This window comes from Streptomyces sp. NPDC019937, assembly GCF_040631655.1.
Classification (GTDB): Bacteria; Actinomycetota; Actinomycetes; order Streptomycetales; family Streptomycetaceae; genus Streptomyces.
On record NZ_JBEYAL010000025.1, the window covers coordinates 30333 to 53734 of the forward strand.

The 23402-nt window shown below is 71.8% G+C and carries 22 protein-coding genes; 17 read left to right on the forward strand and 5 right to left on the reverse strand.

What is annotated here, in order from left to right; translation table 11 throughout:
- The first annotated feature begins 41 nt into the window (after positions 1–41).
- From ABZ562_RS24615 to ABZ562_RS24640, 6 genes are all read left to right on the forward strand, one after another.
- Complete coding sequence (locus tag ABZ562_RS24615; RefSeq protein ID WP_361483538.1) at positions 42–2132, forward strand: beta-galactosidase; 2091 nt, start codon at positions 42–44, stop codon at positions 2130–2132.
- Between the two features lie 141 nt (positions 2133–2273).
- On the forward strand, positions 2274–3110 hold the full coding sequence (locus tag ABZ562_RS24620) for a hypothetical protein (protein WP_361483541.1): 837 nt from the start codon (positions 2274–2276) through the stop codon (positions 3108–3110).
- 134 nt (positions 3111–3244) lie between these two features.
- Complete coding sequence (locus ABZ562_RS24625) at positions 3245–3616, forward strand: hypothetical protein (RefSeq protein WP_361483544.1); 372 nt, start codon at positions 3245–3247, stop codon at positions 3614–3616.
- A 145-nt stretch (positions 3617–3761) separates the two neighbouring features.
- Complete coding sequence (locus tag ABZ562_RS24630) at positions 3762–4640, forward strand: hypothetical protein (protein WP_361483547.1); 879 nt, start codon at positions 3762–3764, stop codon at positions 4638–4640.
- Positions 4641–4770: 130 nt separating this feature from the next.
- The gene (locus ABZ562_RS24635; protein WP_361483719.1) at positions 4771–6279 is read left to right on the forward strand and encodes a hypothetical protein; all 1509 of its coding nucleotides are present in this window, start codon (positions 4771–4773) and stop codon (positions 6277–6279) included.
- 72 nt (positions 6280–6351) lie between these two features.
- Positions 6352–7191, forward strand: a complete 840-nt coding sequence (locus ABZ562_RS24640; protein WP_361483550.1) for a hypothetical protein — start codon at positions 6352–6354, stop codon at positions 7189–7191.
- Here the strand turns inward: ABZ562_RS24640 and ABZ562_RS24645 are convergent.
- The 3 genes from ABZ562_RS24645 to ABZ562_RS24655 all read right to left on the reverse strand — a co-directional run bounded on the left by ABZ562_RS24645 (position 7172) and on the right by ABZ562_RS24655 (position 9921).
- Positions 7172–8560, reverse strand: a complete 1389-nt coding sequence (locus tag ABZ562_RS24645; RefSeq protein ID WP_361483553.1) for an ATP-binding protein — start codon at positions 8558–8560, stop codon at positions 7172–7174. The two genes, ABZ562_RS24640 and ABZ562_RS24645, sit on opposite strands and share 20 nt — an antisense overlap.
- Positions 8557–9219 carry a response regulator transcription factor gene (locus ABZ562_RS24650; RefSeq protein WP_361483555.1) on the reverse strand — a complete coding sequence of 221 codons (663 nt, stop codon included), beginning with the start codon at positions 9217–9219 and terminating at the stop codon, positions 8557–8559. Before ABZ562_RS24650 ends, ABZ562_RS24645 begins: the two co-directional genes overlap by 4 nt.
- Before the next feature lie 72 nt (positions 9220–9291).
- Positions 9292–9921: a phosphatase PAP2 family protein gene (locus tag ABZ562_RS24655; RefSeq protein ID WP_361483558.1), complete on the reverse strand. Its 630-nt coding sequence runs from the start codon at positions 9919–9921 to the stop codon at positions 9292–9294.
- 116 nt (positions 9922–10037) lie between these two features.
- On the opposite strand from ABZ562_RS24655, the gene ABZ562_RS24660 reads away from it, so the two are divergent.
- The 5 genes from ABZ562_RS24660 to ABZ562_RS24680 all read left to right on the forward strand — a co-directional run bounded on the left by ABZ562_RS24660 (position 10038) and on the right by ABZ562_RS24680 (position 12993).
- Positions 10038–10409, forward strand: coding sequence for a BlaI/MecI/CopY family transcriptional regulator (locus ABZ562_RS24660; protein WP_361483561.1), 372 nt, complete (start codon positions 10038–10040; stop codon positions 10407–10409).
- Positions 10406–11335 carry a M48 family metalloprotease gene (locus ABZ562_RS24665; protein ID WP_361483564.1) on the forward strand — a complete coding sequence of 310 codons (930 nt, stop codon included), beginning with the start codon at positions 10406–10408 and terminating at the stop codon, positions 11333–11335. Before ABZ562_RS24660 ends, ABZ562_RS24665 begins: the two co-directional genes overlap by 4 nt.
- A 65-nt stretch (positions 11336–11400) precedes the next feature.
- Positions 11401–12189, forward strand: coding sequence for an ABC transporter permease (locus ABZ562_RS24670; RefSeq protein ID WP_361483567.1), 789 nt, complete (start codon positions 11401–11403; stop codon positions 12187–12189).
- A gap of 55 nt (positions 12190–12244) precedes the next feature.
- Entirely contained in the window at positions 12245–12646 is a 402-nt protein-coding gene (locus ABZ562_RS24675) for a VOC family protein (protein ID WP_361483570.1), read from the forward strand.
- A gap of 59 nt (positions 12647–12705) precedes the next feature.
- Positions 12706–12993, forward strand: coding sequence for a YiaA/YiaB family inner membrane protein (locus ABZ562_RS24680; protein ID WP_055554640.1), 288 nt, complete (start codon positions 12706–12708; stop codon positions 12991–12993).
- Positions 12994–13011: 18 nt separating this feature from the next.
- On the opposite strand, the gene ABZ562_RS24685 is transcribed toward ABZ562_RS24680, so the two are convergent.
- Positions 13012–15654, reverse strand: coding sequence for a CBM35 domain-containing protein (locus tag ABZ562_RS24685; protein ID WP_361483721.1), 2643 nt, complete (start codon positions 15652–15654; stop codon positions 13012–13014).
- Positions 15655–15926: 272 nt separating this feature from the next.
- On the opposite strand from ABZ562_RS24685, the gene ABZ562_RS24690 reads away from it, so the two are divergent.
- Together ABZ562_RS24690 and ABZ562_RS24695 are read left to right on the forward strand one after the other, a co-directional pair.
- Positions 15927–16955 carry a LacI family DNA-binding transcriptional regulator gene (locus ABZ562_RS24690; RefSeq protein WP_361483573.1) on the forward strand — a complete coding sequence of 343 codons (1029 nt, stop codon included), beginning with the start codon at positions 15927–15929 and terminating at the stop codon, positions 16953–16955.
- Positions 16952–18742 carry a trehalase family glycosidase gene (locus ABZ562_RS24695; protein ID WP_361483576.1) on the forward strand — a complete coding sequence of 597 codons (1791 nt, stop codon included), beginning with the start codon at positions 16952–16954 and terminating at the stop codon, positions 18740–18742. The genes ABZ562_RS24690 and ABZ562_RS24695 overlap by 4 nt, the downstream gene beginning before the upstream one ends.
- On the opposite strand, the gene ABZ562_RS24700 is transcribed toward ABZ562_RS24695, so the two are convergent.
- A complete protein-coding gene (locus ABZ562_RS24700) occupies positions 18646–19650 on the reverse strand; it encodes a LysR family transcriptional regulator (RefSeq protein WP_361483579.1) in 1005 nt (334 codons plus the stop codon). The genes ABZ562_RS24695 and ABZ562_RS24700 overlap by 97 nt on opposite strands.
- 131 nt (positions 19651–19781) lie before the next feature.
- Here ABZ562_RS24700 and ABZ562_RS24705 point away from each other — a divergent pair, with 131 nt between their 5' ends.
- From ABZ562_RS24705 to ABZ562_RS24720, 4 genes are read left to right on the forward strand one after another with little or no spacing between them, the layout of a single operon-like run.
- A complete protein-coding gene (locus tag ABZ562_RS24705) occupies positions 19782–20900 on the forward strand; it encodes a PrpF domain-containing protein (protein WP_361483582.1) in 1119 nt (372 codons plus the stop codon).
- On the forward strand, positions 20897–22324 hold the full coding sequence (dctA, locus tag ABZ562_RS24710; RefSeq protein ID WP_361483585.1) for a C4-dicarboxylate transporter DctA: 1428 nt from the start codon (positions 20897–20899) through the stop codon (positions 22322–22324). The genes ABZ562_RS24705 and dctA overlap by 4 nt, the downstream gene beginning before the upstream one ends.
- Before the next feature lie 50 nt (positions 22325–22374).
- On the forward strand, positions 22375–22575 hold the full coding sequence (locus ABZ562_RS24715; protein WP_361483587.1) for a hypothetical protein: 201 nt from the start codon (positions 22375–22377) through the stop codon (positions 22573–22575).
- The gene (locus ABZ562_RS24720; protein WP_361483589.1) at positions 22572–23195 is read left to right on the forward strand and encodes a TetR/AcrR family transcriptional regulator; all 624 of its coding nucleotides are present in this window, start codon (positions 22572–22574) and stop codon (positions 23193–23195) included. Before ABZ562_RS24715 ends, ABZ562_RS24720 begins: the two co-directional genes overlap by 4 nt.
- Positions 23196–23402 lie beyond the last annotated feature (207 nt).

The following is a 23402-nucleotide window of genomic DNA, read 5'->3' on the forward strand; positions in this document are numbered from 1 at the left end:
TGCCCCCGCCCGCTCCCGTAACCCTCGACAGAGGAGGACTTGTGTCCGAGCTTCCCCCGCGCGTGCTGTTCGGCGCCGCCTACTACCACGAGTACCAGCCGTATGACCGGCTCAAGACCGACCTGGACCTGATGGAGCGGGCGGGATTCTCCGTCATCCGGGTCGGCGAGTCGGTGTGGTCCACCTGGGAGCCCGAGAACGGCCGGTTCGACCTCGACTGGCTGCGGCCGGTGCTCGACGGGGCGCATGAGCGCGGCATCGGCGTCGTCCTCGGAACGCCGACGTACGCCGTACCGCCGTGGCTGGCCCGGCTGTACCCCGAGATCGCGGGGGAGCGGCGCACCGGCGAGCGCATTCCCTGGGGCGCCCGGCAGGAGGTGGACTTCACCCACCCCGCCTTCCTCTTCCACGCCGAACGCGTCACCCGCGCCATCCTGGCCCGTTACGCCGACCACCCCTCGCTGCTGGGTTTCCAGGTCGACAACGAACCGGGCAACGAGCTGTTCCACAACCACGGTGTGTTCCAGCGCTTCGTGGACCACCTGCGCACCACCTACGGCGATGTGGAGACCCTGAACCGCGAGTGGGGCCTGGTCTACTGGTCGCACCGGCTGTCGACATGGGCCGACCTGTGGACCCCGGACGGCAACGCGCAGCCGCAGTACGACCTGGCCTGGCGGCGTTTCCAGGCCGAGCAGACCACGCGGTTCATCGGCTGGCAGGCGGACATCGTGCGCGAGTACGCCCGCCCGGAACACTTCGTCACCACCTGCATCGCCTACGACCGGCCCGCGCTGGACGACCAGGCCCTGGCCGCCGGGCTCGACATCACCGCGGGCAACGCGTACTACACCATGCAGGACGGCCTCGCCCTGCCCGACCGGGGCACCGGAGGCCAGGCCTGGACGACCAACGGGACCTGGGCGCTGTACGAGAGCGCGGACCGGATGTTCTCCTCGCGCCAGGAGCCGTTCCTGGTCACCGAGACCGATGCCCAGGCCATCGGACACTCCTGGAACAACCGGCCCGCCTACGACGGACAATGGCGCCAGACGGCCTGGGCCCTGGTCTCGCGCGGGGCGCGGATGATCGAGTACTGGCACTGGCACACGCTGCACTTCGGCACGGAGACCTACTGGGGCGGCGTGCTGCCGCACAACGGCCGTCCCGGGCGCGTCTACCAGGAGATCGCCCGCATCGGCCAGGAGCTCGAAACCGCGGGCGACCTGGTCGCCGGTCTGACCCCGGACGCGGATGTGACGATGGTCCACTCCTCCGCGAGCAAGTGGGCGCTGGCGTTCCAGCCGCCGCTGGCCGGGCCGGACGGCGGCCCGGACCAGCGCTCCTACCAGGGACTGTTCGACCCCTTCTACCGGGGCGCGTTCGACGCCGGGCTCCAGGTCCGCATCCTGCACGCCGACCGCCTCGCCGACACAGGCGCGCGCGAAGCCGCCGAGCGGCACCCGGTGCTGGTCGTACCCGGCATGTACAGCGCGGACGACACGACGCTGGACTGGCTGTGCGACTACGCCGCCGCGGGCGGCCACCTCGTGCTCGGCCCGCGCACCGGCTACGGCGACCCGTGCGCCAGGGCCCGCACCGATGTCATGCCCGGGCGCCTCGCCGAGGCGGCCGGAGCCTGGTACGACGAGTTCAGCAACCTCGCCGAGGACGTGCCGGTCCGCCCCGCAGCCGATTCCCCGCTCACCCTGCCGACCGGGGCGGCCGCCACCCGCTGGGTCGACGGCCTCCAGGCCGACGGCGCGCAGGTCCTGGCCGGGTACGATCACCCGCACTTCGGCCGCTGGCCCGCCATCACCACCCACCCCCATGGCGACGGCCGGGTGACGTACGTGGGCACCGTGCCGGACCCGGTCCTGGCCAGGGCGCTGTTCCGGTGGGCCGTCCCGGAGCGGGAAGGCGCCTGGAGGTTCGCCCAGGAAAGTGTCACCTGCACGGGCGCCACCGCCCCCGACGGCCGCAGGGTGCGCTTCGTGCACAACTGGTCCTGGGACGAGGTGCCGATCCGGCTCCCCGCGGCGGCCCGGGACGCGCTCGACGGTACGGACCACCGGGCCGGGGAGGAGCTGAGGCTGCGGCCCTGGGACGTCCGGGTGCTCCGGGAACGCTGACCCGCGGCCCACCGCCGCCGCCCGGCCCGGGGACCGCCGCGTGTATCGGTCCTATGCGATGTGTCACGAGGTGGTACCCGTCTTGTGATGAGCGTCCACCCGGGGGAGGGGCGGCGGCGCGGTGCGCTTAGAGTGCCGATCATGTCTCAGTCAAAGATCATCGAGCGTGTCGCCCAATACCGTCAGTCCACCCGGACGCCGTCCCGGCGCATGAAGAAGACCCTGATCGCGGCCGTCGGCATCGGCATGGTTGTCGCCGTGAGCGGATGCAACGACGACACCGGCAAGGCCACGGACAAGAGCGCCGACGCCGCGGGGTCCAAGGCGCCCTCGGCGGGGTCGTCCGCGTCCTCCGGCCCGGCGAGCCCGTCGGGCGATCAGCCGTCGGTCCCGGGGTGGCAGACGCAGACCGCGCAGAAGCACCACTTCCGCTACGACGTGCCCGGCAAGGCCGAGAAGTGGAAGCTGATCGAGGAGGGCACGGCCCTGTCCTACACGGACAAGGGCGGTCAGCCGATCGTCGTCATGACCGGAACCGCCAACTACCGTGAGGGCGGCTGCGGGTCGAGCCCCAACCCGAAGGCCATCGGCGAGGCGGGCAAGGGCCAGCTCGCCACCGTCGGCACCACGGGCGGCGGCAAGGACGGCTCCCTCCAGGAAAACGCCCGTAACTGGGCGGGCAACTGGGGCTTCGCCGCGTACGGCGGCGAGGACCACAAGCCCAAGATCAAGGTCAGCCCGGCCAAGCCGATCGCGCAGGGGGGTCTCGACGGCTACACCGCGACCGCCGAGGTCACCGTCACCAACCGGCCCAGCTCCTGCGTCCCGCCGAAGGCGATCGTGCACAGCATCGCCCAAAAGCTCCCCGACGGGACCATGCACGGCTGGGTGATCTACGCGGACCAGGGAGTGCCGAACGCGCTGACGGCCGCCGAGATCAAGAAGATCATGAGCACCGTCCGGTCCACGGACGGCTGACACCCCACGTGTGGGCCGGGGCGGGGGAGAGCCCAAGCCCTTTTGCTCGAGCGGAAGTTGTGTACGCGAGATCATATCGCTGCTTTAATTGGGTAGATGATCTTGAGCCCCGGCCCCTCGGAAAGGCAATCCTGATGTCCCCCGTCCGCTACCAGTCCCGCTCCCGTTCCGAGGCTCCCTTCGACGTGGCCGGCGCCGGCGTTCTCCGCGTCATGTCCGACTCCCGTACTCCGGTGTTCCTCACCGTGCACGCGAATGGACGACGCCGGTACGGCTACTGGCAGCCGTACGACTCCGCCACCAACAGGGGAGGGTGCTACGTCGCCCTGCCCACCCCCGAATGCGACAGGCTGTACGCCGAGGGACGGATCACCCTCGGTGAGGCCCTGGTGGACCCGGCCAAGACCACGTACCGCGTGTGGCCCGCCCGTTCGCCGGTCGCGCCGGTGCGCATCCCGGTGGCGCGCGTGCCCGCGGTGGCGGTGGCCCAGACGCTGGCCGCATGAGCTGAGGGCCCGAACACCCTTCCGGTTCCGCGGCGTTCAGGATGCGTTCAGGCTTCGGCTGGAAGCGTCGGACCGTGGGCGAGGCCATCGCTGTGCGCGGTGTGTCTCGTACCCGCCGTCTGCCGCCGCCCCGGAGGGACCGACATTGCCCGAGCCCGAAGTCCTCACCGACATCGACGTCGCCGGCACCGACAGGTACGTGCCGCGGAAACTGCCGGAGGTCACGCTTGCCTTCTGGGTCATGAAGGTCGCCGCGACCACCCTCGGCGAGACGGCCGGTGACCTTTTCGCCCAGACCCTCAAAATCGGCTACTTCCTGACCACCATCGCACTGTTCCTGATCTTCGTGATCACGCTGGTCGTCCAGCTCCGCTCCCGGCGCTACAACCCCTTCTTCTACTGGACCGTCATCCTGTCCACGAGCATGGCGGGCACCACGATGTCCGACTTCATGAACCGGGACGCCAGCGCCACATTCCTCACCGATGGCGCGACGTCGCTCGGCTGGGGGCCCCAGGGCCTGGGGCTGGGCTACCCGGTGGGGGCCGTCATCCTGATGTCGCTGCTGGTCGTCATCTTCGTCGTCTGGAGGGTCACCGGCCTGACGTTCGCCATCCGCGACATCGTCACCTTCCGTGCCGAAGCCCTCTTCTGGGCGGCGATCCTCGTATCGAACACGCTCGGCACCTCGATGGGTGACTTCCTCTCCGACAGCTCCGGACTCGGTTACGCGGGCGGCGCCCTGCTCGTCACCGGAGTGCTCGCCGTACTCGCCGCCCTGATGCGGGTGCCCGTCGTGCCGAACGTGGTGCTGTTCTGGATCGCCTTCGTGCTCACCCGCCCCCTCGGGGCCACCGCCGGCGACTTCCTCACCAAGCCGATCGCCAAGGGCGGCCTCGACCTCGGCACGGCGGGCTCGTCGGCCGTCCTGCTCGCGGTCCTGGTCGGCCTCATGGGCTACGCCCACGTTCAAGAACGCCGTACCGCCACCGCTCAGGAGAAGACCCTGACGGGCGTCTCCTGAGGGCCGCCGGAGCGGCGGAGGCTGGTTCACCCGTTTTCTTACCGCCTTCATGCCTTCTCCGCATCCGGCTCTCACCTCGCGCCCCGTAGGGTTTTCCGACCCCGCAGCCAGGAGGAACGAAGGGCGGATGATGACCGGGACCGTGAACATCCCGCTCGCCGGTACCGAGCGCCGCACCCCACCGTCGGCCGCCCGGACATCGCGGCGCTCCGAAGGCCGGTACTGGCTCGCCCTCGTGGCGGGCGCCTTCACCCTCGCGCAACTGGTCCTGGTGCGGCCGGGGATGGGCCTCGGCTGGGACGAGGCGGTCTACGTCAGCCAGGTCAGCGGACACGCCCCGGCGGCGTTCTTCAGCGCACCGCGCGCCCGTGGGATCTCGCTGCTGGTCGCGCCGATCGCCGAGTGGTCGTCGTCCACGGCACTGCTGCGGGTCTATCTGGCGCTGCTGTCCGGACTGGCGCTGTTCCTCGCCCTGCGCGTGTGGCGCGGGCTGTTCCCCCCGCGCGTACTGGCCCTGGCGGGCGCCCTGTTCGCGACGCTCTGGGTGACCCTGTTCTACGGCCCGCAGGCCATGCCCAACTACTGGGTCGCGATCGGCGCCCTGGCGGGCGTGGGCTGTTTCCTGCGCGCGCGGGCGGACCGCCTCGACCGGGCCGCGCTGTGGGGCGTGGCCGCGAACGCCGGGCTGATGGCGTGGATGCGGCCCACGGACGCGGTCTGGGTGAGCCTGCCACTGCTCGCCCTCTCGGTGGGCGTACGCCGCCGGGGACGGCACATCCGGCTGCTGCTCGCACTCGGCGCCGGGCTGGCGGCCGGGGCGGCGGAGTGGATCGTCGAGGCATACGTCAGATACGGCGGCCCGGCGCAGCGCCTGTCCGACGGCTCCCGCATCCAAGGCGGCCTCGGCTGGCACATCGCCATCGGTGACCAGCTGCGGAGCCTCGGCGGGCGTGCCCTGTGCCGCCCGTGCACCGGGCCGATGCCGAGTGTGGCGGTCACCGCGTGGTGGTACGCCCTCCCCCTGGTGGTGGTGGCCGGGCTCGTGGTCGCGGTGAAGGCCCGGCGCGCCGCGGGCACCCTCGTGCCGCTGGCCTGCGCCACGACGGCGGCCATCCCCTACCTGTTCATGATCGGGTACGCCGCGCCCCGCTTCCTGCTCCCTGCCTACGCGCTGCTCGCGATACCCGCCGCCGACGCCCTCGTCCACCTGGTCACCGCCTCCAGCCGGGCCTGGCGCCCGGTGGCCGTGGCCCTCGTGGCGCTCGGTCTCGCCGGGCACCTGGCCGTGCAGTTCGCGGTGCTGGACCACGCCGTGGACCGCACCACCGCCACCCACCGCGAGTGGGCCCGCACCGCGGCCGAGCTGCACCACCTCGGCGTACGCCCGCCGTGCCTCCTGACGGGACACGACGCCATCCCGATCGCCTTCTACGCCGGCTGTTCCTCCGCGCAGACCCGGGGCCACAACGCCGACACCACCCGGGCGGACCTCCTGCGGACCGCGCGCCGGACGCCGGTGGCCGCCCTCGCCACGGCGCACGGCCAGCCACCGGCGTACGCCCTGGGCTGGCCCCTCCATCCGTTCGGCGGGCTGCGCCTCTATGTGGACCCGGCCGCGCGCAAGGGCGTACCCGGCTGAGCCCGTGGGCGCGACGGCCGCGCCGCGCACCGGTCAGGAAACGTTCAGGTATGCGGTGACACGGTCGGGTCTATGACATCAGAGACATCCGAGACTTCCGAGACCTCCACGGTCCACAGCCCTGCCGCCGCCCCGCCCGGTCACCGCCTCCGCCTGAACAAGGTGCCCGAAGTCACCGTGTACTTCTGGGTCATCAAGGTGTTGTGCACGACGGTGGGCGAGACCGCGGCCGACATGCTGAACGAGAAGCTGGGTCTGGGCCTGACCGGTGTGTCGCTGCTGATGAGCGCGTTGCTGGCGGTCGTGCTCGTCGTCCAGTTCCGCACCTCGGCCTACCGCCCGGGCGTGTACTGGCTCGCCGTGGCCCTGATCAGCATCGTCGGCACGCTGATCAGTGACAACCTCACGGACAACATGGGCGTGCCGCTGACGACGAGCACCACGGTGTTCGCGGTCGTCCTCGCGATCGTGTTCACCGTCTGGTACCGCCGGGAGCGGACCCTGTCCATCCACGGCATCGACTCCCTGAGCCGCGAGTCCTTCTACTGGCTCGCGGTGCTGTTCACCTTCGCCCTCGGCACCGCCGCCGGCGATCTGGTCGCCGAGCGCATGGACCTGGGCTACTGGGTGTCCGCGGCGCTGTTCGCCCTGGCGATCGCCGCCGTCGCGGTGGCACACCTCGCGCTCGGCCTGAACGCGGTGGGGAGCTTCTGGATCGCGTACGTGCTCACCCGCCCGCTCGGCGCATCGGTGGGCGACTACCTCTCCCAGCCGTCCGGGAGCGGAGGACTGGGCCTTGGCACCGTGGTCACCAGCGTGCTGTTCCTCGCGGTCATCCTCGGCCTGGTCGTGTATCTGGCGGTGACACGCAAGGACGTCATCGAGACCCGGGTCAGCCGGTCGGCAGGCTGACGACGAACCTCGCCCCGGGCGCGTGGCCGCTGTCGTAGGACACCTCACCACCGGCCGCGCGGGCCAGACGCCGTGCGAGCGGCAGCCCCAGGCCCGCTCCGCCGTGTCCGTCCCCGGGATCGGCCCGCCGGCCCGGCTGGAAGAGCTGATCGGCGAACGGGCCCGGTACGCCGGGCCCGTCGTCGGTGACGTCGACGCGTACGCTGCCGGATTCGCGGGCCGTGCGCACGACCACGCTGGACCGGGCATACCGGAGGGCGTTGGCGAGCAGGGGGCTCACGATGCGTTCGAGAAGGGCCGGCGGGATTCCGGCTTCCAGGCCCTCGGCGGTGTCGCCTCCCTGGTGGGCGTGGTGATCGGCGAGATCGATCGTCACGTGTGCCGGGACGTCGAGGCGTGCGAGGAGTTGGCGCAGTACGGGCCGGACCTCGGCCGTGCCCGTGGTGGGTGTGCCGCCGCGGGCGTCATCCAGGAGGGTCTCGCAGATCGTCAGCATGGACCGCGCGGCGTCTGCGATGACCTCGTGGGTGGCGCGGGTCTCGGCGGCGGAGCGCGGCCGGGTCCGCCACCAGTCCAGTTCGGCGACGATCCGGCTGAGCGGGGTGCGCAGTTCGTGCGAGAGCTCCCCGGTGAGCTGCCGCTCGTGGCGCAGCACCGCGCGGATGCGGTCCAGGAGCGTGTCCAGGGAGGCGCCCAGGCGGGCGAGCTCGCTCGGCAGCCGCACCGAGCCGAAGCGCTCCTCGGAGGCGACCGTGCTCCGCTGGGTGGCCTGGTCGGTCATGGTGCGGACCGGACGCAGCGCGCGGCCCACCGCCAGCCGGGTGAGGACGTAGGTGCAGCCGAGCATCGCCGCGTCCAGGGCGAGCGAACCAAGGAGCAGCGTGTCCGCCGAACCGTCGTACGGCGCCAGGTCCAGGGCCGTGACCACCGTGGCCGGCTTGCCGCCGCCGCGCACGGGCCGGGCACAGAGCCGTATGCCCCCGTCCCCGTGGCCGCTGGCGGCGACGGTGGCGCAGTCCCGCCCGCCGCGGGCGACGAGCCGTCCGGCGGCTCGGGTGAGCGGAACGGCGGGTGACGGCGGCTGTTCGAGCAACCGGGTGCCCGCGTAGATCCACACGTTCGCGTCGAGGAGCCCGTCGTCGGAGGCTTCGAGGACCCGCACCCTCGGGCCGCTCGTGTCGACGGTCGTGGCGACGGCGGCCGCCCGGGTGCGCAGCTCGTCGTCCGCCTGGCGCTGGAGATGGTGGCGGACCACGGTGTTGAACACCACGGTCAGGAGTGTCATCAGCAGCGCGGCGGTGGTCAGGGCGACCAGGGAGAGGCGGCCGCGCAAGGTACGCGGCGCGAGCCGGGTGAGCACGGTGGTCATGACAGCCGGTGCCCGACCCCGCGGGCGGTGCTGATGGTCAGCTCACTGCGGACTTCGCCCAGTTTGCGGCGCAGCCGGGTCATGTACTGGTCGAGGGTGTTGTCGCTGACCTGCGCACCCTCGGGCCAGCCCGCCCGGACCAGCTCACGCCGGCGCACGATGCCGCCGGAGGCCGCGATGAGGGTGGCCAGCAGACGGAACTCCGTCGGGGTCAGGTCGACCTGCGCACGACCGACGGTGGCGCTGTGCCGGACGGGGTCGAGGACCAGGTCCCCGGCGCCGGCCGCGGGGCCGGGCCCGGCGCGCTTGAGCGCGGCGCGCAGCCGGGCGGCGAGTTCGGCGAGGTGGAACGGCTTGGGCAGATAGTCGTCGCCCCCGGCGGAGAACCCGGACAACCGGTCGGCGAGTCCGTGGCGGGCGGTCAGGAACACGACGGGGGAGAGGAACCCGCCTGCCCGCATCGCCTGGCACACGTCCCGCCCGTCCGCGTCGGGCAGCCCGACGTCGATCACGGCCGCGGCGATGCCGCCGAAGGCCAGGCGCAGGGCGGTGGCGCCGTCGGGGGCCGGCACCGGGTCGAAGTCCTCCTCCCGCAGCCCGCGCAGCAGTACGTCACGCAGGGCGTGATCGTCCTCGACGACCAGGATCCTGTGGCGCATGGTCCTCCATCGCTCCTTCGTCCGCGACTGTGGTTTCCGTGATGAACCGTGTGGGCGGCCACCGGCAGCGCTTCATGGCAGCAGCAGCGGCCGCAGCCGGGTGGCCGCGATCCGCCGGGCCAGGGCCCGCGAGGACTGCTTGAGCACACCCCCGGCGCCCAGCGCGACGAGCGTGCCGACCACGGCACCGGCCACCACGTCGTGCGGATAGTGGACACCGATCCAGACCCGGGACGCCGCCATCGCCACGGCGGCCACGGCGGCGAGAGCGCCGAGCCGGCGGGAGACGAAGAACAGGGCGACCGCGGCCGCGGCGGCGATGGCCACGTGGTTGCTCGGGAAGGACCAGTCGCCCGGCGCGGGACATGCCTCCAGCGTGCTCACGTGCAGGCTCCGGCAGGGCCGGTCCTCGCGCACCACCAGCTTCAGCACCGAGTCCACGGCGTACGCCAGCACGGCGACCACCGGCACCGCCAGGGCCGTCAACGCGGCCCCGGGCCCGGCGCGGCGCGCCCGCCACCAGCCCAGCACCATGAGCGCGGCGAACACCACGAGCCCGTAGGCCGACCACGCGGTGACCGCGCCGTCCAGCCAGCCGGGGGCGCGATGCGACAGGTCCACGACAGTCGTGTAGGCCGAGGCGTCGAGGGACGAGCCGCCGACCGCGGGCTGTGATGCTTCGGCGAAGGGGGGTGCGGCCATCGGCGCGGGCCCTTTCATACTGGACGGACGGGCGCCGCCGAAACGGCACCCGAGTGACTACAATCCTGTAGACGGTCTACTGAACTGTAGACGATGGCGGGGTGAGGATCGTTCCCATGACCAACGACAAGGACGAACGGCGCCCGGCGGGCGAGCTGGAAGCCGCCGTCATGGCCGCTCTGTGGGCCGCTGACGCGCCGCTCACCCCCGGCCGCGTGCAGCTCGAACTCGGCGTCGGCCTGGCACGTACGACGGTGACGACGATCCTGTCCCGCCTGCACGACAAGGGTGTGGTCGGCCGCGAGCGGCAGGGCCGCGGCTACGCCTACTTCCCCGTCCAGGACGCCCCCGGGCTCACTGCCCGGCGCATGCACGGGGAGCTGGCGCGGGACACCGACCGGGAGACGGTCCTGGCCCGGTTCGTCGCCCAGCTCAGCGCCGACGACGAGCAGGTCCTGCGCCGGCTGCTGGAGGCGGAGGAGCGGTGAGCGCCCTGCTGCTGGTTCCCCTGCTGCTGCCCTTCGCGGCACCGCCGTCGGCCCGGCACGCCCTCGCCCGCCTGGACCCGGTCACCGCGCTGTGGGTGCTGACCGCCTCCGCCCTGCTGCTGGCCGGCGCGTGCGTGGCCGCCCTGGGTGCCCTGGTGCTGACCGGACTGCTCACGTTTCCCCCGTTCGCGGCGCTCGGCGAGCTGGTGCATCCCCTGCGTACCCCCTCCGACCTGGTCGTCCTGCCCGCGGCCGCGCTGGCCACCGGCGCGCTCACCGTCTGCGCCTGGACCCTCGGACGTTCGGCCCTCCGTCAGGCCCGCACCTTCCGCGCCGCCCGTAGCCAGGCCGAAAGCCGCCCCGCCGCGGGTGACCTGTGCGTCATCGACTCGCCCCACCCGGACGCGTACGCGCTGCCCGGCCGCCCGCAGCGCATCGTCGTCACCACCGCCATGCTGCGCAGTCTCGGCCCGGCCGAGCGCGAGGCGCTCTTCGCCCACGAGCGCGCCCACAACCGGGCCGGCCACCACTACTTCCTCGCCGCCGCCGAACTCGCCGCCCACTGCCACCCCGCCCTGCGCGGGCTGCGCGCCGACATCCGGCTCGCCGCCGAACGCGCCGCCGACGAGGCCGCCGCCGGTGCTGTCGGGGACCGGCGCCTCACGGCCCGGGCCATCGCCCGGGCCGCGCTGGCCGGTCATGCCTCGCCTTCCGCCCGCCCGGACTTCGCGGCCGCGGCGGCCGCCGGCCCGGTCCCGCGGCGCGTCGCCGCGCTCCTGGCGCCCGCGGGAAGACCGGCCCCGGTCAGGCGCGGCGCCGCCCTGCTCCTCGCCGTCTGCGCGCTGCTGTCGGCAGGCGCCGCGACGACCGATGTGCTCGCCTTCCACCACGACGTCGAAGTCGCCCAGGGGGAGGAGAGCCGCTGACATCCGCTGACCAGCCGGCCGCGGATTCCCTCGTACAGCTCATTCACTCCGAAGGTGGCCGCACGATGCGTCCGAGCGCAGCCTCCTCCCTTCTGCCGGTCAACACCACGCTGGCCGTGCTGCTCGTCCTGCTCCTCCTGGCCGCGACCGGGGTCGTCGCCCTCTTCCGGCTGTCGCCGGACGCGCGCACGCACCGGGCCCGGCAGGTCCTGCTGGCCGGGGTGCGTGCCGCGCTCCAACTGGCCGCCGTCTCCGCGATCATCGCGTGGGTGGTGCGCTCGCCCCTGGCGACGGTGGCCTTCCTGGCCGTGATGCTGGGCGTGGCGGTGCGGACCGCCGGGCGGCGCCTGACCACGGACGGATCGTGGTGGGTGACGTTGTGGCCCATCGGCTTGAGCGTGCTGCCGGTCGTGAGCGTGCTGCTGCTGAGCGGCCTGGTGCCGCCGAAGGGCATCGTGCTGATTCCGGTGACCGGGATCTTCATCGGCGGGGCACTGACGGCGACCGTGCTGTCGGGCCGGCGGGCGCTGGACGAACTCAACCTGCGCTACGGCGAGTTCGAGGCGGGGCTGGCCGTGGGGTTGTCGGACCGGGACGCACGCCTGGAGATCGCGCGCCCGGCCGCGTCGGACGCCCTGCTGCCTGGTCTCGACCAGACGCGCACCGTTGGCCTGGTGACGCTCCCGGGCGCCTTCGTCGGCATGCTGCTGGGCGGCGCCAGTCCCGTCGCGGCGGGAGCGGTCCAACTGTTCGTCCTCGTCGCCCTGATGGCGATCCAGGCGGTGGCCGTCGCCTGCACCGTCGAACTCATCGCCCGTGGCCACCTGCACCGCCCCAAGGATCATCGCAGGTGAGGGCGCCGCATATTCCGATGGCATCCCGGGGCGTGGTCTTCGTACACTGACCGGCATGGCATGCCGCATCAGTGAGCTGGTCATCGACTGCGCCGATCCCGACCGGCTCGCCGCGTTCTGGAGCGAGGTCCTGGGCTACGTCGAACTCGGCCGGGAGGACGACGGAAGCATCGAGATCGGCCCGCCCGGCGTCGGCTTCGGCGGCCCGCGGCCCACCCTCGTCCTCAGCCCCAGCGGCGATCCGCGGCCCGGCAAGCTCCGGCTGCACATCGACGTCAGCGCCACCGACCGCGACCAGGACGCCGAGCTGGAGCGGCTGCTCGCTCTCGGCGCCAGGCCCGCCGACGTCGGCCAGACCGGCACCGAGAACTGGCACGTCCTGGCCGACCCGGAAGGCAACGAATTCTGCCTCCTGCACGCCCGGATCCAGCCCGTGGGGGATCCGCACCGGATCTGAGTACGTCCTGAGTATCCGAGCGGATACGGAGCCGTCCAGGCCCCCCGATCCTTGTCCGCATGAGTGAGACACCGGTCAAGCAGCAGAGCACGGCCGCGTTCCACGGCCAGGCGATCGCCTCCTTCGCCGTCGCGATGGCGGCCACCGCCATCGGCATCTTCCAGCTGAACGCCGACGCCTGGGTGCGCGGCTTCCTGGCCATCGCGGTCCTCTACCTGGTGACGTCCGCGTTCACCCTCGCCAAGGTGATCCGGGACCGGCAGGAAGCCGGGCAGATCGTCAGCCGGGTCGACCAGGCGCGTGTGGAGAAGCTGCTCGCCGAGCACGACCCCTTCGAGAAGCTGTGAATCCGGTCCGGGCGCGGGCTACTCCCGCGTGAGCGGTGTGACGGCGATTTGGTCGATGACCGGGGCGTAAGGAGACCGCTGGCCGTACTGGTTGTACGTGTCTCCGTTGAAGTCCGGCAGTTCCTCCGCGGTGAAGGTGATCCGGTTCGTGCCCTTCTTCAGGGTGACGGGGACGGTCAGTTCCCGGAAGTCGTTGAAGTGGAAGGTGGTCGGGAAGAGCACCCGGCGGGCCGCCCCGCCGTTCACCGAGACGTCGGCGTGGCGCGCGATCGGGTCGGGGTTGTAGTGGGTGGCGGGCGCCTGTTCGGCGTTGGAGTAGCGGATGGTCATCGCGTGCCGTCCGGACCGTTCGGCGACGACGTCGAGTGAGAGCGCGTTGGCCTTGCCGTCGCCGACATCGGTGACCGCCTTCCCACCGGTGGCGAAGGTGTAGGCGTCGGTCACTTTCGCGGCGCCCGTCAGCGTGCCGTCCTCCGCCTGGTACACCGTGGTCGCCGGGGCGCCGCCGGCCGGCGTGACGCGCAGCCGGTCGAGGAGCAGTGCGCGCGAGGCACCGGTGACGGTGATCTTGTTGATGCCACCGGACAGGAAGACCCGGACATGGTCCGTGCCCCCCTCGGACCCGCCGACCGCGGGCACCTCCAGCTTCTCGCCGTTGAGGGACAGCGCCGCCCGGCCGCCGCCGAGGTGGTCGACGGATACGGTCGACTCGCCGTCGGCGCGGGAGTAGACCCAGAAGCTCGCGGAAGCACCCCTGCTCAGCGGCACCGTGCCGGGACCCGAGGCTCCGGGCCGGGTGTAGTCCGGCCTCGCTCCCTCCAGGGCCGCGTACTCGGCCTCGTAGACCGCCGGTGCGGTCACCATCCGGTCGCGCAGGGACAGGTCCATCTTGTCGATGATGACGTCGCCCTTGGTGACGCCCAGGCGCGGGTCCTCGGCGGCGAGAGTGATCCGGTGCTTCCCGGCGGTGAGCCTCACCGTGGTGTCGGTGTGGCCCCAGACCACCCACTTGTAGCCGAGCGGCATCCGCAGCTCCCGCGGGTCCTTGCCGTCGACGCGCAGGAAGACGTTGGTCGGGCCCTGCTCCTTCACCCGTTCGTGGAGGTTGTGGGAGTTGGCGAACACGCTCAGGTCGTACGTGCCGTCCCGCGGGACCTCCACGTCGAAGGCGAGCACACCGTCGGAGCCGGTGCGCAGGCCTCCCACGTCGTAGGCGCCGGAGGTCGCGAACCCGCCGACGTTCGAGGGCGTGCCCTCGGGGCCGTTCCTGGAGTAGCCGCCGCCGGTGTACGTGGCGTTCTCGGCCTCGTACGTCGTGCGCCAGCTCACCGAGGGTTCGGCCGGTACTCCGCCGTTGCCGCCGGGGGAGAGGATCACCTGGTACGCCGACATCTCGTTCATCCCGGTCATCGGCAGGGTCACGGTGCCGTCCGCGCCGACCGCGACCTCCCGGTCCGCGAGCCGGACCGGCTGGGCCGAGTCGCCGACCTGACCGGTCCAGGGGATCTCCTGCACGGTGGCCCGCACGGTCGTGCCGAACAGCTTCGGGTCGACGTTCTCGAACACGACGTCGGCGTCACCGCTCTTGCCGCCGAAGAGCGCCCGGGACTGCTTCTTGGCCGCGTCGAGCGTGGCGACGCCCTGGAGGGTGTACTGCTGGTTGGGGTGGGGAGCCGTCACCTTCACGGTGTGACCGGACATCTGGCCGTAGGCGTTGAACAGCCACCACTGCCCGTTGCCCCTGTTGGCCTCGACGGCGGAGTCGTTGAGGTTGCCGTCGATGTTCCAGTACGCCAGGTCGGCGTCGATCTTGGACTCCTCGATGGCGGACACCCACTGGACGACCTGGCCGGGCACGGAGAGGTGGTAGTTGTGGCCGTACTCGTTGACGTTGACCGGCAGCGGGCCGATCCCGGCCTCCCTCTCCATCTGCCGGTACGTGGCCACGCTCGTGCGGACCGCGGCGGGCGACGACAGCTCGTGCCAGGTCATCACGTCCGGGACCACGTCGTTGGCCTTGGCGTACCGCAGGAAGCCCTTGACCTGGTCGTAGAGCACGCTGGTGTTCGGACCGGCGATGCGGGCATGCGGGTCGAGGCCCTTGATGAGTCGGTAGACCTTCTTCCAGGCCGCGAAGTAGTACTGCGGGTCCTCCAGCCAGGAGACCTTGTTGTAGCTCCACTCGCCCGTGCCGAACATGTTCCCTTCGGGCTCGTTGAAGGGCACGTAGACGACGTGGTCCTTGTAGGCGCCCATGGTCAGGACCTGCTCGACCTGCTTCTTGATCTTCGCCTCGAAGTCGGCGAGGCGCGCGGGGCCGTCCGCCCCCGGCCACTGGTAGGGGAAGCCACGGTAGATGTCGGTCATGTAGATGTAGACGTCCTTGCCGCCGGAGTCCACGAACGACGGAAGGACCTCCAGCGCGTCCGCCCCCGGATGCTGGGGGCCGTCCTGCGCCTTCGTCGAGACCGTACGGACGTGCATCCCCTCGACGATGTTGCGGCTCGGCACGCCATCGCCGTAGATCCCGTACAGCGAGCCGGAGGCACCGCCGTGGAAGGCGCCGGTGTCCGTGGCGAGGTCGATGGTGAGGCGCTCCGGCTCCGCCGCGCGGGCGGTGCCCGCGGTGGGTACGGCGAGCAGGGCGGCGAGGGCGATCATGGCCGCGGCACCGGCGATTGCTCTGCTTCTGCTGTGTCTGCGTCGCATTGAGGTCTCCGTTGGGTGATCCATCTCGTCCACCATGCGAACCGGTTCGACGGAAGCTAGCACCGCCCGAAAACACCCAGCAATACCTCCGGCACGGATCGAACTGCGGGTTCTCGAAGTGTGCGCGGGGGATTGACGGCGGCTGGCGGCCGGTCCTAACGTCCCTTCATGCGAACCGGTTCGACAACCGGTCCGCTTCCGGACCGGGTCGGCGAAGGGGCGCCGTGAACATCGGAGAGATCGCCAAGCGGGCCGGTGTCTCGCGCAGCACCGTCTCCTACGCCCTGAGCGGCAAGCGCTCGGTGTCGGACGGGACGCGGCAAAAGATCCAGCGGGTCATCGACGAACTGGGCTACCGCCCCAACGCGAGTGCGCGTGCCCTGGCCAACGGCCGGACCAGCACGATCGGCCTGGTCTTCCCTCCGGCCGGAAACCACTACACCGGCATGCAACTGGACTTCATCGGCAGCGTGGTGGAGGCCGCGGCGGCCTACGACTACGACGTGCTGCTCTCGCCGAGCGGCGTGGACAGCGACCGTTCGTTCCAGCGGCTGCTGGCCGAGCGGCGGGTCGACGGCGCGATCCTGATGGAGATCAGGCTCCAGGACGACCGGATCGACCACCTCGCCGCCGAGGACTTCCCCGCCATCTGCATCGGCCGCACCGCGCGCCCGGACGGCCACTGGTGGGTCGGCCTGGATCACACCGCGCTGGCCGCGGCCTGTGTGCATCACCTCGCCGACCTGGGCCACCACAGGATCGCCTTGGTGAACCGGCCCGAACACCTGCTGCGCGCGGGGTACGAGTCCGCGCACCGCGGGCTGGACGGTTTCACCAAGGCCGCCGCCGAGCGCGGCCTCACCGTGCGGACCTACTGCTGCGGCGACGACGCTCCCTCCGGGCAAACGTGCCTGGAGCGGATCCTGCGCGACGATCCGGCCACCACCGCGCTGGTCACGCTCAATGAGGCCGCGCTGGGCGGCCTCTACCGTGGCCTGGCCGTGGCGGGCCGCCATGTGCCGCGCGACTTCTCCGTCACCGGGGTGGTGGCCAGTCGGTGGGCGGAGACGGTGACCCCGCAGCTCACCGCGGCGGACGTGCCGGCGGGGCGGATGGGGCGCCTCGCCGTCGAACTGCTCGTCGAGCGGTTCGGCCGGCCCGACGCGGCGCCGCGCCACCACCTGCTGGCGCCGCCCGTCTCCCTGCGCGCCAGCACCGGGCCCGCCTGGCACGAGACGAGTCGCGGCGCATGACCGAAGCCCGGTCCGGCCCGGCCTTCTCCGTACGCGACATCCCGTTCAGCACGTACGGGTCCTGGTTCGGCATCTCCCCGGTGCTGGCGGAGAAGACCCGTGCCGACGACCTTCACCTGGTGTCCCACCAGAACGGCATGCACGCCGTCCTGCGCCTCGTCCCCCTCGATCCGACGGCCCGCGAGCGGATCACGACCCGGGTCACGGCGACACCCGGCCTCCTCAGCTGGACGACCCCCGAGGGCGGGGCGATCGGCCTCGCCTACGCGTCGCCGGACACCGTGCGCCTGCGCGGAGACGGGCCGGGGCTGCGCGTCACCGCGGCGGCACAGCGGCTGACCCCGTTCACGGGCTCCTACTTCTACCGTGACCCGGTGGACGGGTCGTATGTGTTCACCTCGTACGAGACCGGCCGCCGCTACCGGGTCACCGTCCTGGCGGGCGACGTACGCGGTGTCACCGGCGACCAGGCCCTGAGCACAGCCGAGCGCGGCCTTGACGTCGGCGCGCGCCCCGGCGAGACGTGGGAGGCCGCCATCGAAGAGCTCGACACCGCACGCGCCCCCTACACCGCCGGAACGACGTTCAGCGAGGTGGTGGCCGCGGCGGAACACAGCTTCACGGCATTCGCCGACGCGGTGGCGCCCTGGCGCTCCTCCCGCACCCCGGCCGCCGAACTCGCCGCGTACGTCCTGTGGTCGGCGACGGTCGACCCGGCGGGTTTCGTCACGCGGCCCGCCGTGCTGATGTCCAAGCACTGGATGGACAAGGTCTGGAGCTGGGACCACTGCTTCAACGCCCTCGCCCTGGCGCCCGGAGCGCCCGCGCTGGCCTGGGACCAGTTCTCACTGCCCTTCGACCACCAGGACGAGAGCGGGGCCCTGCCCGACTCGGTGACCCACTCGGAGGTCCTGCGCAACTTCGTCAAACCACCCATCCACGGCTGGGCCCTGGGCCACCTGCGCAGACGCCTCCCCGAACCCCCCGACCGCGCCGAACTCGCCGCGATCTACGCCAGGTTGCGGCGCTGGACGAACTTCTGGCTCACCGCGCGCCGCCCGCCCGGCGCCGCCCTGCCCCACTACCAGCACGGCAACGACAGCGGCTGGGACAACGCCACCACCTTCGACCGCGAACGCGTCGTCGTCACCGCCGACCTCGCCGCGTTCCTCGTCCTGCAACTGCGTGAACTCGCGTCCCTGGCCACCGAACTCGGCCACCCCGACGACGCGCGGAAGTGGACACGCACCGCGCGGGAGACCCAGGCGGCCATGCTCGGCGAACTCTGGACGGGGGAGCGGTTCCTTGCCCGGGGCGCCGGGAGCGGCGAGACCTGGAGCGGCTCCAGCCTGCTCGACCTGATGCCGATCGTGCTGGGCGAGCACCTGCCCGACGACATCGCCACCACCCTGGCCGCCCGGATCGAGGCACACCTGACCCCCTACGGGCTGGCCACCGAGCTTCCCACCTCGCCCCACTACCGCCCGGACGGCTACTGGCGCGGCCCGATCTGGGCACCCGCCACCATCCTCGTCGAGGACGGACTGCGGCGCGGTGGCCACCACCGGCTCGCGGACGAGATCAGCGCCCGCTTCCGAGCCCTGTGCGAACGCCACGGCTTCGCGGAGAACTTCGACGCCCTCGCCGGCAGCGGGCTGCGCGACCGCGCCTACACCTGGACGGCCGCCGGCTACCTCCTCCTCGCCGAAGCCCACGCGTCCCGGCGCGCCCCCGAGGGGGCCGACGCTCCACCCGGGGCACGCTCCGCGACCGGGTCCAGCCCCTGACCCGCTGACGTACCGGCCGTCGCGCTGTCCCGCAGGAAGCCCGCGAAGGACTGGGCGGCGGGGGTGAGGATGTGGTCGCTCATGCGGACGAGGAGGATGCGGCGCACCGGCGCGGGGGGTTGCAGGGGCAGGACGCTGACGCCGCTCCGGATGCCTTCCAGCGCGAGGGTGGGCGCGAGGGCGACGCCGATGCCCGCGGCGACCATGGCCTGGGCCTCCTGGTAGTCGTGGGCCTCGTAGGCGATCCGCGGTTCGAAACCGGCCGTGTGACAACTGCGGGCGAGAGCTTCGGCCACCGGGTGGTGGTCGGCGCGGGTGATCCAGGGATCGTCCGCGAAGTCCGCGAGGGCGGCCATGGGACGGTCGGCGAGGGGATGGTCCTTGCTGACGAGGAGGGCCGGGGGGTCGTCGGCGAGCGGGGTGACGACGATGTCCTCGCGGTCGATGCGGTTCCAGTCGTAGTCCCACATCAGGGACATCTCGATCTCCCGGTTCTCCAGCATCGCCCACAGGCCCGCGATGCGGGCGCTGCGCACCGTCAGCGTGACGTCCGGGTGCGCTTCCCGGAAGGCGATCACGGCCCGGGGGAGGAGGGAAGCGCCCACGGTGGGGAAGGTGCCGATGCGGAGGGTGCCCGCACGAAGCCCCGCGAAGTCGGCGAGCTCGTTCTCCGCGGCCGTCAGCTCACGCTCGATCCGCTGCCCGCGCATCGCCAGGGCACGTCCCGCGTCGGTGAGCGTGACACCCCGCGCATGGCGCTGCAGCAAGGGCTGCCCGGCCTCCGCCTCCAGGCGGCTGACCTGCTGGGACACCGCTGACGGCGTGTAGTTGAGAGCCCGCGCGGTCGCGGTGACCGAGCCTCGGCGGGCGACCTCGGTGAAGAGCAGGATGCGCCGGACATCAAGCACCGTCCACCTCCAGGATTAACTTCAACTTAATAGCCATGCAGATTTCCGTGATTGTACTTCACGCTCTCCGCGCCCACTGTGGATCACACCCCACACGGAAGGGCCGTCGGGGTTTCCACGAGGAGTCTGTTGTGTTGCGTCTGCAGGGCGAGATGATCCGCGGAGGAACCAGCAAGTGCTGGATCTTCGACCGCCGCGACGTGGTGGCGAGCGGTGTGGATGCCGACACCTTGCTGCTCGCCGCCTACAACGCCGCCGACCCCCGCCAGATCGACGGTGTCGGCGGTGCCTCCTCGACCACCTCCAAGGCCGCGATCGTGCAGGCGTCGCCCGAACCGGACATCGACGTCGAGTACGCCTTCGCGCAGGTCGGCATCGGTGACGAGCACGTGGAGTGGACCAGCAACTGCGGCAACTGCGCCACCGCCGTCGCCCTGTACGCCGTCCACAACGGCCTGGTAGAGATCACGTCGGACTCCACCACGGTGCGGATGCTCAACGTCAACACCGGGGCCCGCCTCAGCGGCACCATCCCCACCCCCGCAGGCGCGGCCCCCGACGAGGGCGCGGCCGCGGTGCCGGGCACTGCCGCGCTCGGTGTGCCGGTCCTGCTCGGCTTCGAGGACCCGGCCGGTACGACCACGGGGCGCGCCCTGCCGACCGGCCGGGCCCTGGACACCCTGGCCGGGCCCACCGGCCCGGTCGAGGCATCCCTGGTCGACGCCGGCGCCCCGGCCGCCTTGTTCGAGGCCAAGGCCTTCGGCCTCGACGGCACCGAATCCCCGGCCGAGTTCTCCACGGCGGTGCCCGCGCTCACCGTGCTGCGCCGCCGGGCCGCCCTGGCCATGGGGCTGGCCGAGGAGAGCGATCCCGTCGGCCACGCCGTACCGAAGGTCGGTGTCGTCGCGGGACCTGCCCCGTACCGCACCACGCATGGCACCCTGGTCGCACAGGACGAGTACGACCTGGCCGTGCGCATGGTCTCCATGCACGCCCCCCACCCGGCGATCGGTCTCACCTCCGCCGTCGCCCTGGCCACCGCGGCCGCCATCCCCGGCACGCTCGCCCACCGCCTCGCCCGGCAGACCGCCGACGGCACGCTGCGCCTGGGCACCCCGGCAGGTGTCATCACCGCCCAAGCCGTCCCCGCGGCGGACGGCACGTCCCCCACGGTGCTGCTGCACCGCGCCGCCCGCCGCATCGCCCGAGCCGAACTTCTCGTTCCCGTCCTGGAAGGACGCCACGCATGAGCCGCAACGACGCCGCGCCGGGTACCGGCACCGCTCCACCGCGCCGCATCCGCCGGCTGCTGTCCCTGCTCTATGTGCAGTGCCTGATCGGTGTCCTCGCCGGGGCCGCCGTCGGCTGGCTGTGGCCGTCGTTCGGAGCCGAGCTGAAACCCCTGGGCGACGGTTTCATCGCCCTGGTGCGCATGATGATCGCGCCGATCATCTTCTGTACCGTCGTCCATGGCATCGCCTCCATGGGCAACGCGCGCGCCGTCGGCCGGGTCAGCCTCAAGGCGCTGATCTACTTCGAGGTGCTGACCACCGTCGCCATGGTGATCGGCCTGGTCGTCGTCAACGTGGTCCAGCCCGGCAGCGGACTGCACGTCGACGTCTCCACTCTCTCCACCGAGGGCCTGCCGCCGGAGGCGACCGCGAGCCACGAGAGCTTCGCCGCGTTCGTGCTCGCCATGATCCCGGACACGCTGCTCGGCGCGCTGACCGGTCACGAGATCCTGCCGGTGCTGCTGATCTCGGTGCTGTTCGGCTTCGGCCTGAACGCCGCCGGTGAGGCGGGGCTGGGGCTCACCCAGGGCATCGAGAAGCTGTCCAAGGTCCTGTTCACGCTCATCCGCTGGATCATGCGGCTGGCCCCGGTCGGCGCCTTCGGCTCCATGGCCTTCACCATCGGCAACTACGGCCTGGACACCCTGCGCCACCTCTTCCTGCTGGTCGGCTCCTTCTGGCTCACCGCCCTGTTCTTCGTCCTGGTCGTCCTGGGCGCGGTCATGCGCCTCAACGGACTGCGTCTGCTGCCCTTCCTCCGCTACATCAGGGAGGAGCTGCTGATCGTCCTGGGCACCTCGTCCAGCGAGCCGGTGCTGCCGCGCATGATGGGCAAGCTGGAGCACGCGGGCGCCTCCAAGCCGGTCGTCGGCATCACACTGCCCGCCGGGTACTCCTTCAACCTCGACGGCACCGCCATCTACCTGACCATGGGCTCGGTCTTCCTCGGCCAGGCCCTCGGCATCGACCTCAGCCTCACCCAGCAGCTGTCGATGCTCGCCGTCATGCTGGTCACCTCCAAGGGCGCCGCCGGTGTCAGCGGCTCCGGCTTCATCGCCCTGGCCGCCACCCTCAGCGCGGTTCCCCACGTACCCGCCGCAGCGCTGGCGCTCATCTTCGGCGTCGACCGCTTCATGTCCGAGGCCCGCGCCCTGACCAGCGTGGTCGGCAACGGTGTCGCCACTTTGGCGGTGGCCAAGTGGGAGGGTCAGCTCGACGAGGACCGCGCCAAGGCCGTCCTCCGTGGCGAGATCCCCTACACCTCCGCTTCCGATCACACCCCCGAGCCGCAGGCCGCCTCCGCGCCGGGTGAGAAGCCCACGGAGCCCGACCCGAAGCCGACGGCCGGGACGGACCGTGAACCCGTGGCCGCCGCCGGCTGACGTACGTACCCCCCGCACAGCCGGTCCGGAGCCCCTGCTCCGGACCGGCTGTGCGCGTCGTCCTGGAGACCCCCGTCGAACGGCTCCACCACACCCTGACCGACGGGCGCCGCGGCATCGAGCCGGGCGATGTCACCATGCTGGCCGGACTCGCCGCCGACGACCTCCCCCACACGGCGACGATCACGGTCGGGGCCCAGGTCACACGCCGGTCTCCCGTCCAGCGAAGTGAACTACGGTCTGACGAATGACGAACCAGCGAAAGCCCCGGGGTCCGTATCGCAAGAGCGCGGAGCGACGGGAACGGATCCTGCAGGCCGCCTACGAGGCGATCGACGAGCACGGAGAACGAGCCTCCATGCAGGACATCGCCGACCGGGTCGGGGTGACGCAGCCCGCGCTGACGTATTACTTCCCCACCCGCGACGACCTGCTCCTCGCGGTCCTGGACCGGCGGGACGTGCTGGGCAAGTCGCTCGCCGGTGGCGCCGGAGAGGACCGGAGCATGATCGACATCATGGTGGCGAGCACGCGTCACACCACCGATCACCCCGGGCTTGCCAAGCTGTACGTCACGCTCTCGGCGGCGGCCACCGATCCGGAGAGCCCCGCGCACGGTTACTTCGCCGAGCGCTACCGGGACCTCGCGGCGGAGGTCACACAGGACTTCGAAGAGGCGCAGCGGGCCGGGGTGATCCGGGCCGACCTGCCGGCCGGGCACCTGGCCAGGGCGGTGCTGGCGGTGCTGGACGGCCTGCAGATCCAGTGGATGCACGGCCCCGAGGTGGACATCGCCGCGGTCGCCGAGTCCTTCACGCGGATGCTGGTGCCTCCGGCCGGTTCCGGGCCGCAAACGGAGCCGGAAGAATGACCGGCCGGGCCTCGACCGGCCCGGCCTCGCCGGGACGACGCAGCTTCTCCAGAGCCTCGACTGGGAGGACGCCCAGGCCGACTTGAAAGCCATGGCCAGGTTCACGGAATACTTCCGCTGAGCGGTCCCGCGGCATTCTCTCCGGCCACGGCAGCCACAGCGGCCACCGGGCTCCGGAGCCGGGCGTCGACGCCGGGCGCGAGCCTG

What these genes read in the sequence shown, in the direction of transcription:
- ABZ562_RS24635 (WP_361483719.1), top strand. Translation starts at nt 4,771, where the DNA reads ATGACCGGGACCGTGAACATCCCGCTCGCCGGTACCGAGCGCCGCACC.
- ABZ562_RS24625 (WP_361483544.1), top strand. Translation starts at nt 3,245, where the DNA reads ATGTCCCCCGTCCGCTACCAGTCCCGCTCCCGTTCCGAGGCTCCCTTC.
- ABZ562_RS24640 (WP_361483550.1), top strand. Translation starts at nt 6,352, where the DNA reads ATGACATCAGAGACATCCGAGACTTCCGAGACCTCCACGGTCCACAGC.
- ABZ562_RS24675 (WP_361483570.1), top strand. Translation starts at nt 12,245, where the DNA reads ATGGCATGCCGCATCAGTGAGCTGGTCATCGACTGCGCCGATCCCGAC.
- dctA (WP_361483585.1), top strand. Translation starts at nt 20,897, where the DNA reads ATGAGCCGCAACGACGCCGCGCCGGGTACCGGCACCGCTCCACCGCGC.
- ABZ562_RS24685 (WP_361483721.1), bottom strand. Translation starts at nt 15,654, where the DNA reads ATGATCGCCCTCGCCGCCCTGCTCGCCGTACCCACCGCGGGCACCGCC.
- ABZ562_RS24720 (WP_361483589.1), top strand. Translation starts at nt 22,572, where the DNA reads ATGACGAACCAGCGAAAGCCCCGGGGTCCGTATCGCAAGAGCGCGGAG.
- ABZ562_RS24645 (WP_361483553.1), bottom strand. Translation starts at nt 8,560, where the DNA reads ATGACCACCGTGCTCACCCGGCTCGCGCCGCGTACCTTGCGCGGCCGC.
- ABZ562_RS24660 (WP_361483561.1), top strand. Translation starts at nt 10,038, where the DNA reads ATGACCAACGACAAGGACGAACGGCGCCCGGCGGGCGAGCTGGAAGCC.
- ABZ562_RS24680 (WP_055554640.1), top strand. Translation starts at nt 12,706, where the DNA reads ATGAGTGAGACACCGGTCAAGCAGCAGAGCACGGCCGCGTTCCACGGC.
- ABZ562_RS24670 (WP_361483567.1), top strand. Translation starts at nt 11,401, where the DNA reads ATGCGTCCGAGCGCAGCCTCCTCCCTTCTGCCGGTCAACACCACGCTG.
- ABZ562_RS24620 (WP_361483541.1), top strand. Translation starts at nt 2,274, where the DNA reads ATGTCTCAGTCAAAGATCATCGAGCGTGTCGCCCAATACCGTCAGTCC.
- ABZ562_RS24650 (WP_361483555.1), bottom strand. Translation starts at nt 9,219, where the DNA reads ATGCGCCACAGGATCCTGGTCGTCGAGGACGATCACGCCCTGCGTGAC.
- ABZ562_RS24655 (WP_361483558.1), bottom strand. Translation starts at nt 9,921, where the DNA reads ATGGCCGCACCCCCCTTCGCCGAAGCATCACAGCCCGCGGTCGGCGGC.
- ABZ562_RS24695 (WP_361483576.1), top strand. Translation starts at nt 16,952, where the DNA reads ATGACCGAAGCCCGGTCCGGCCCGGCCTTCTCCGTACGCGACATCCCG.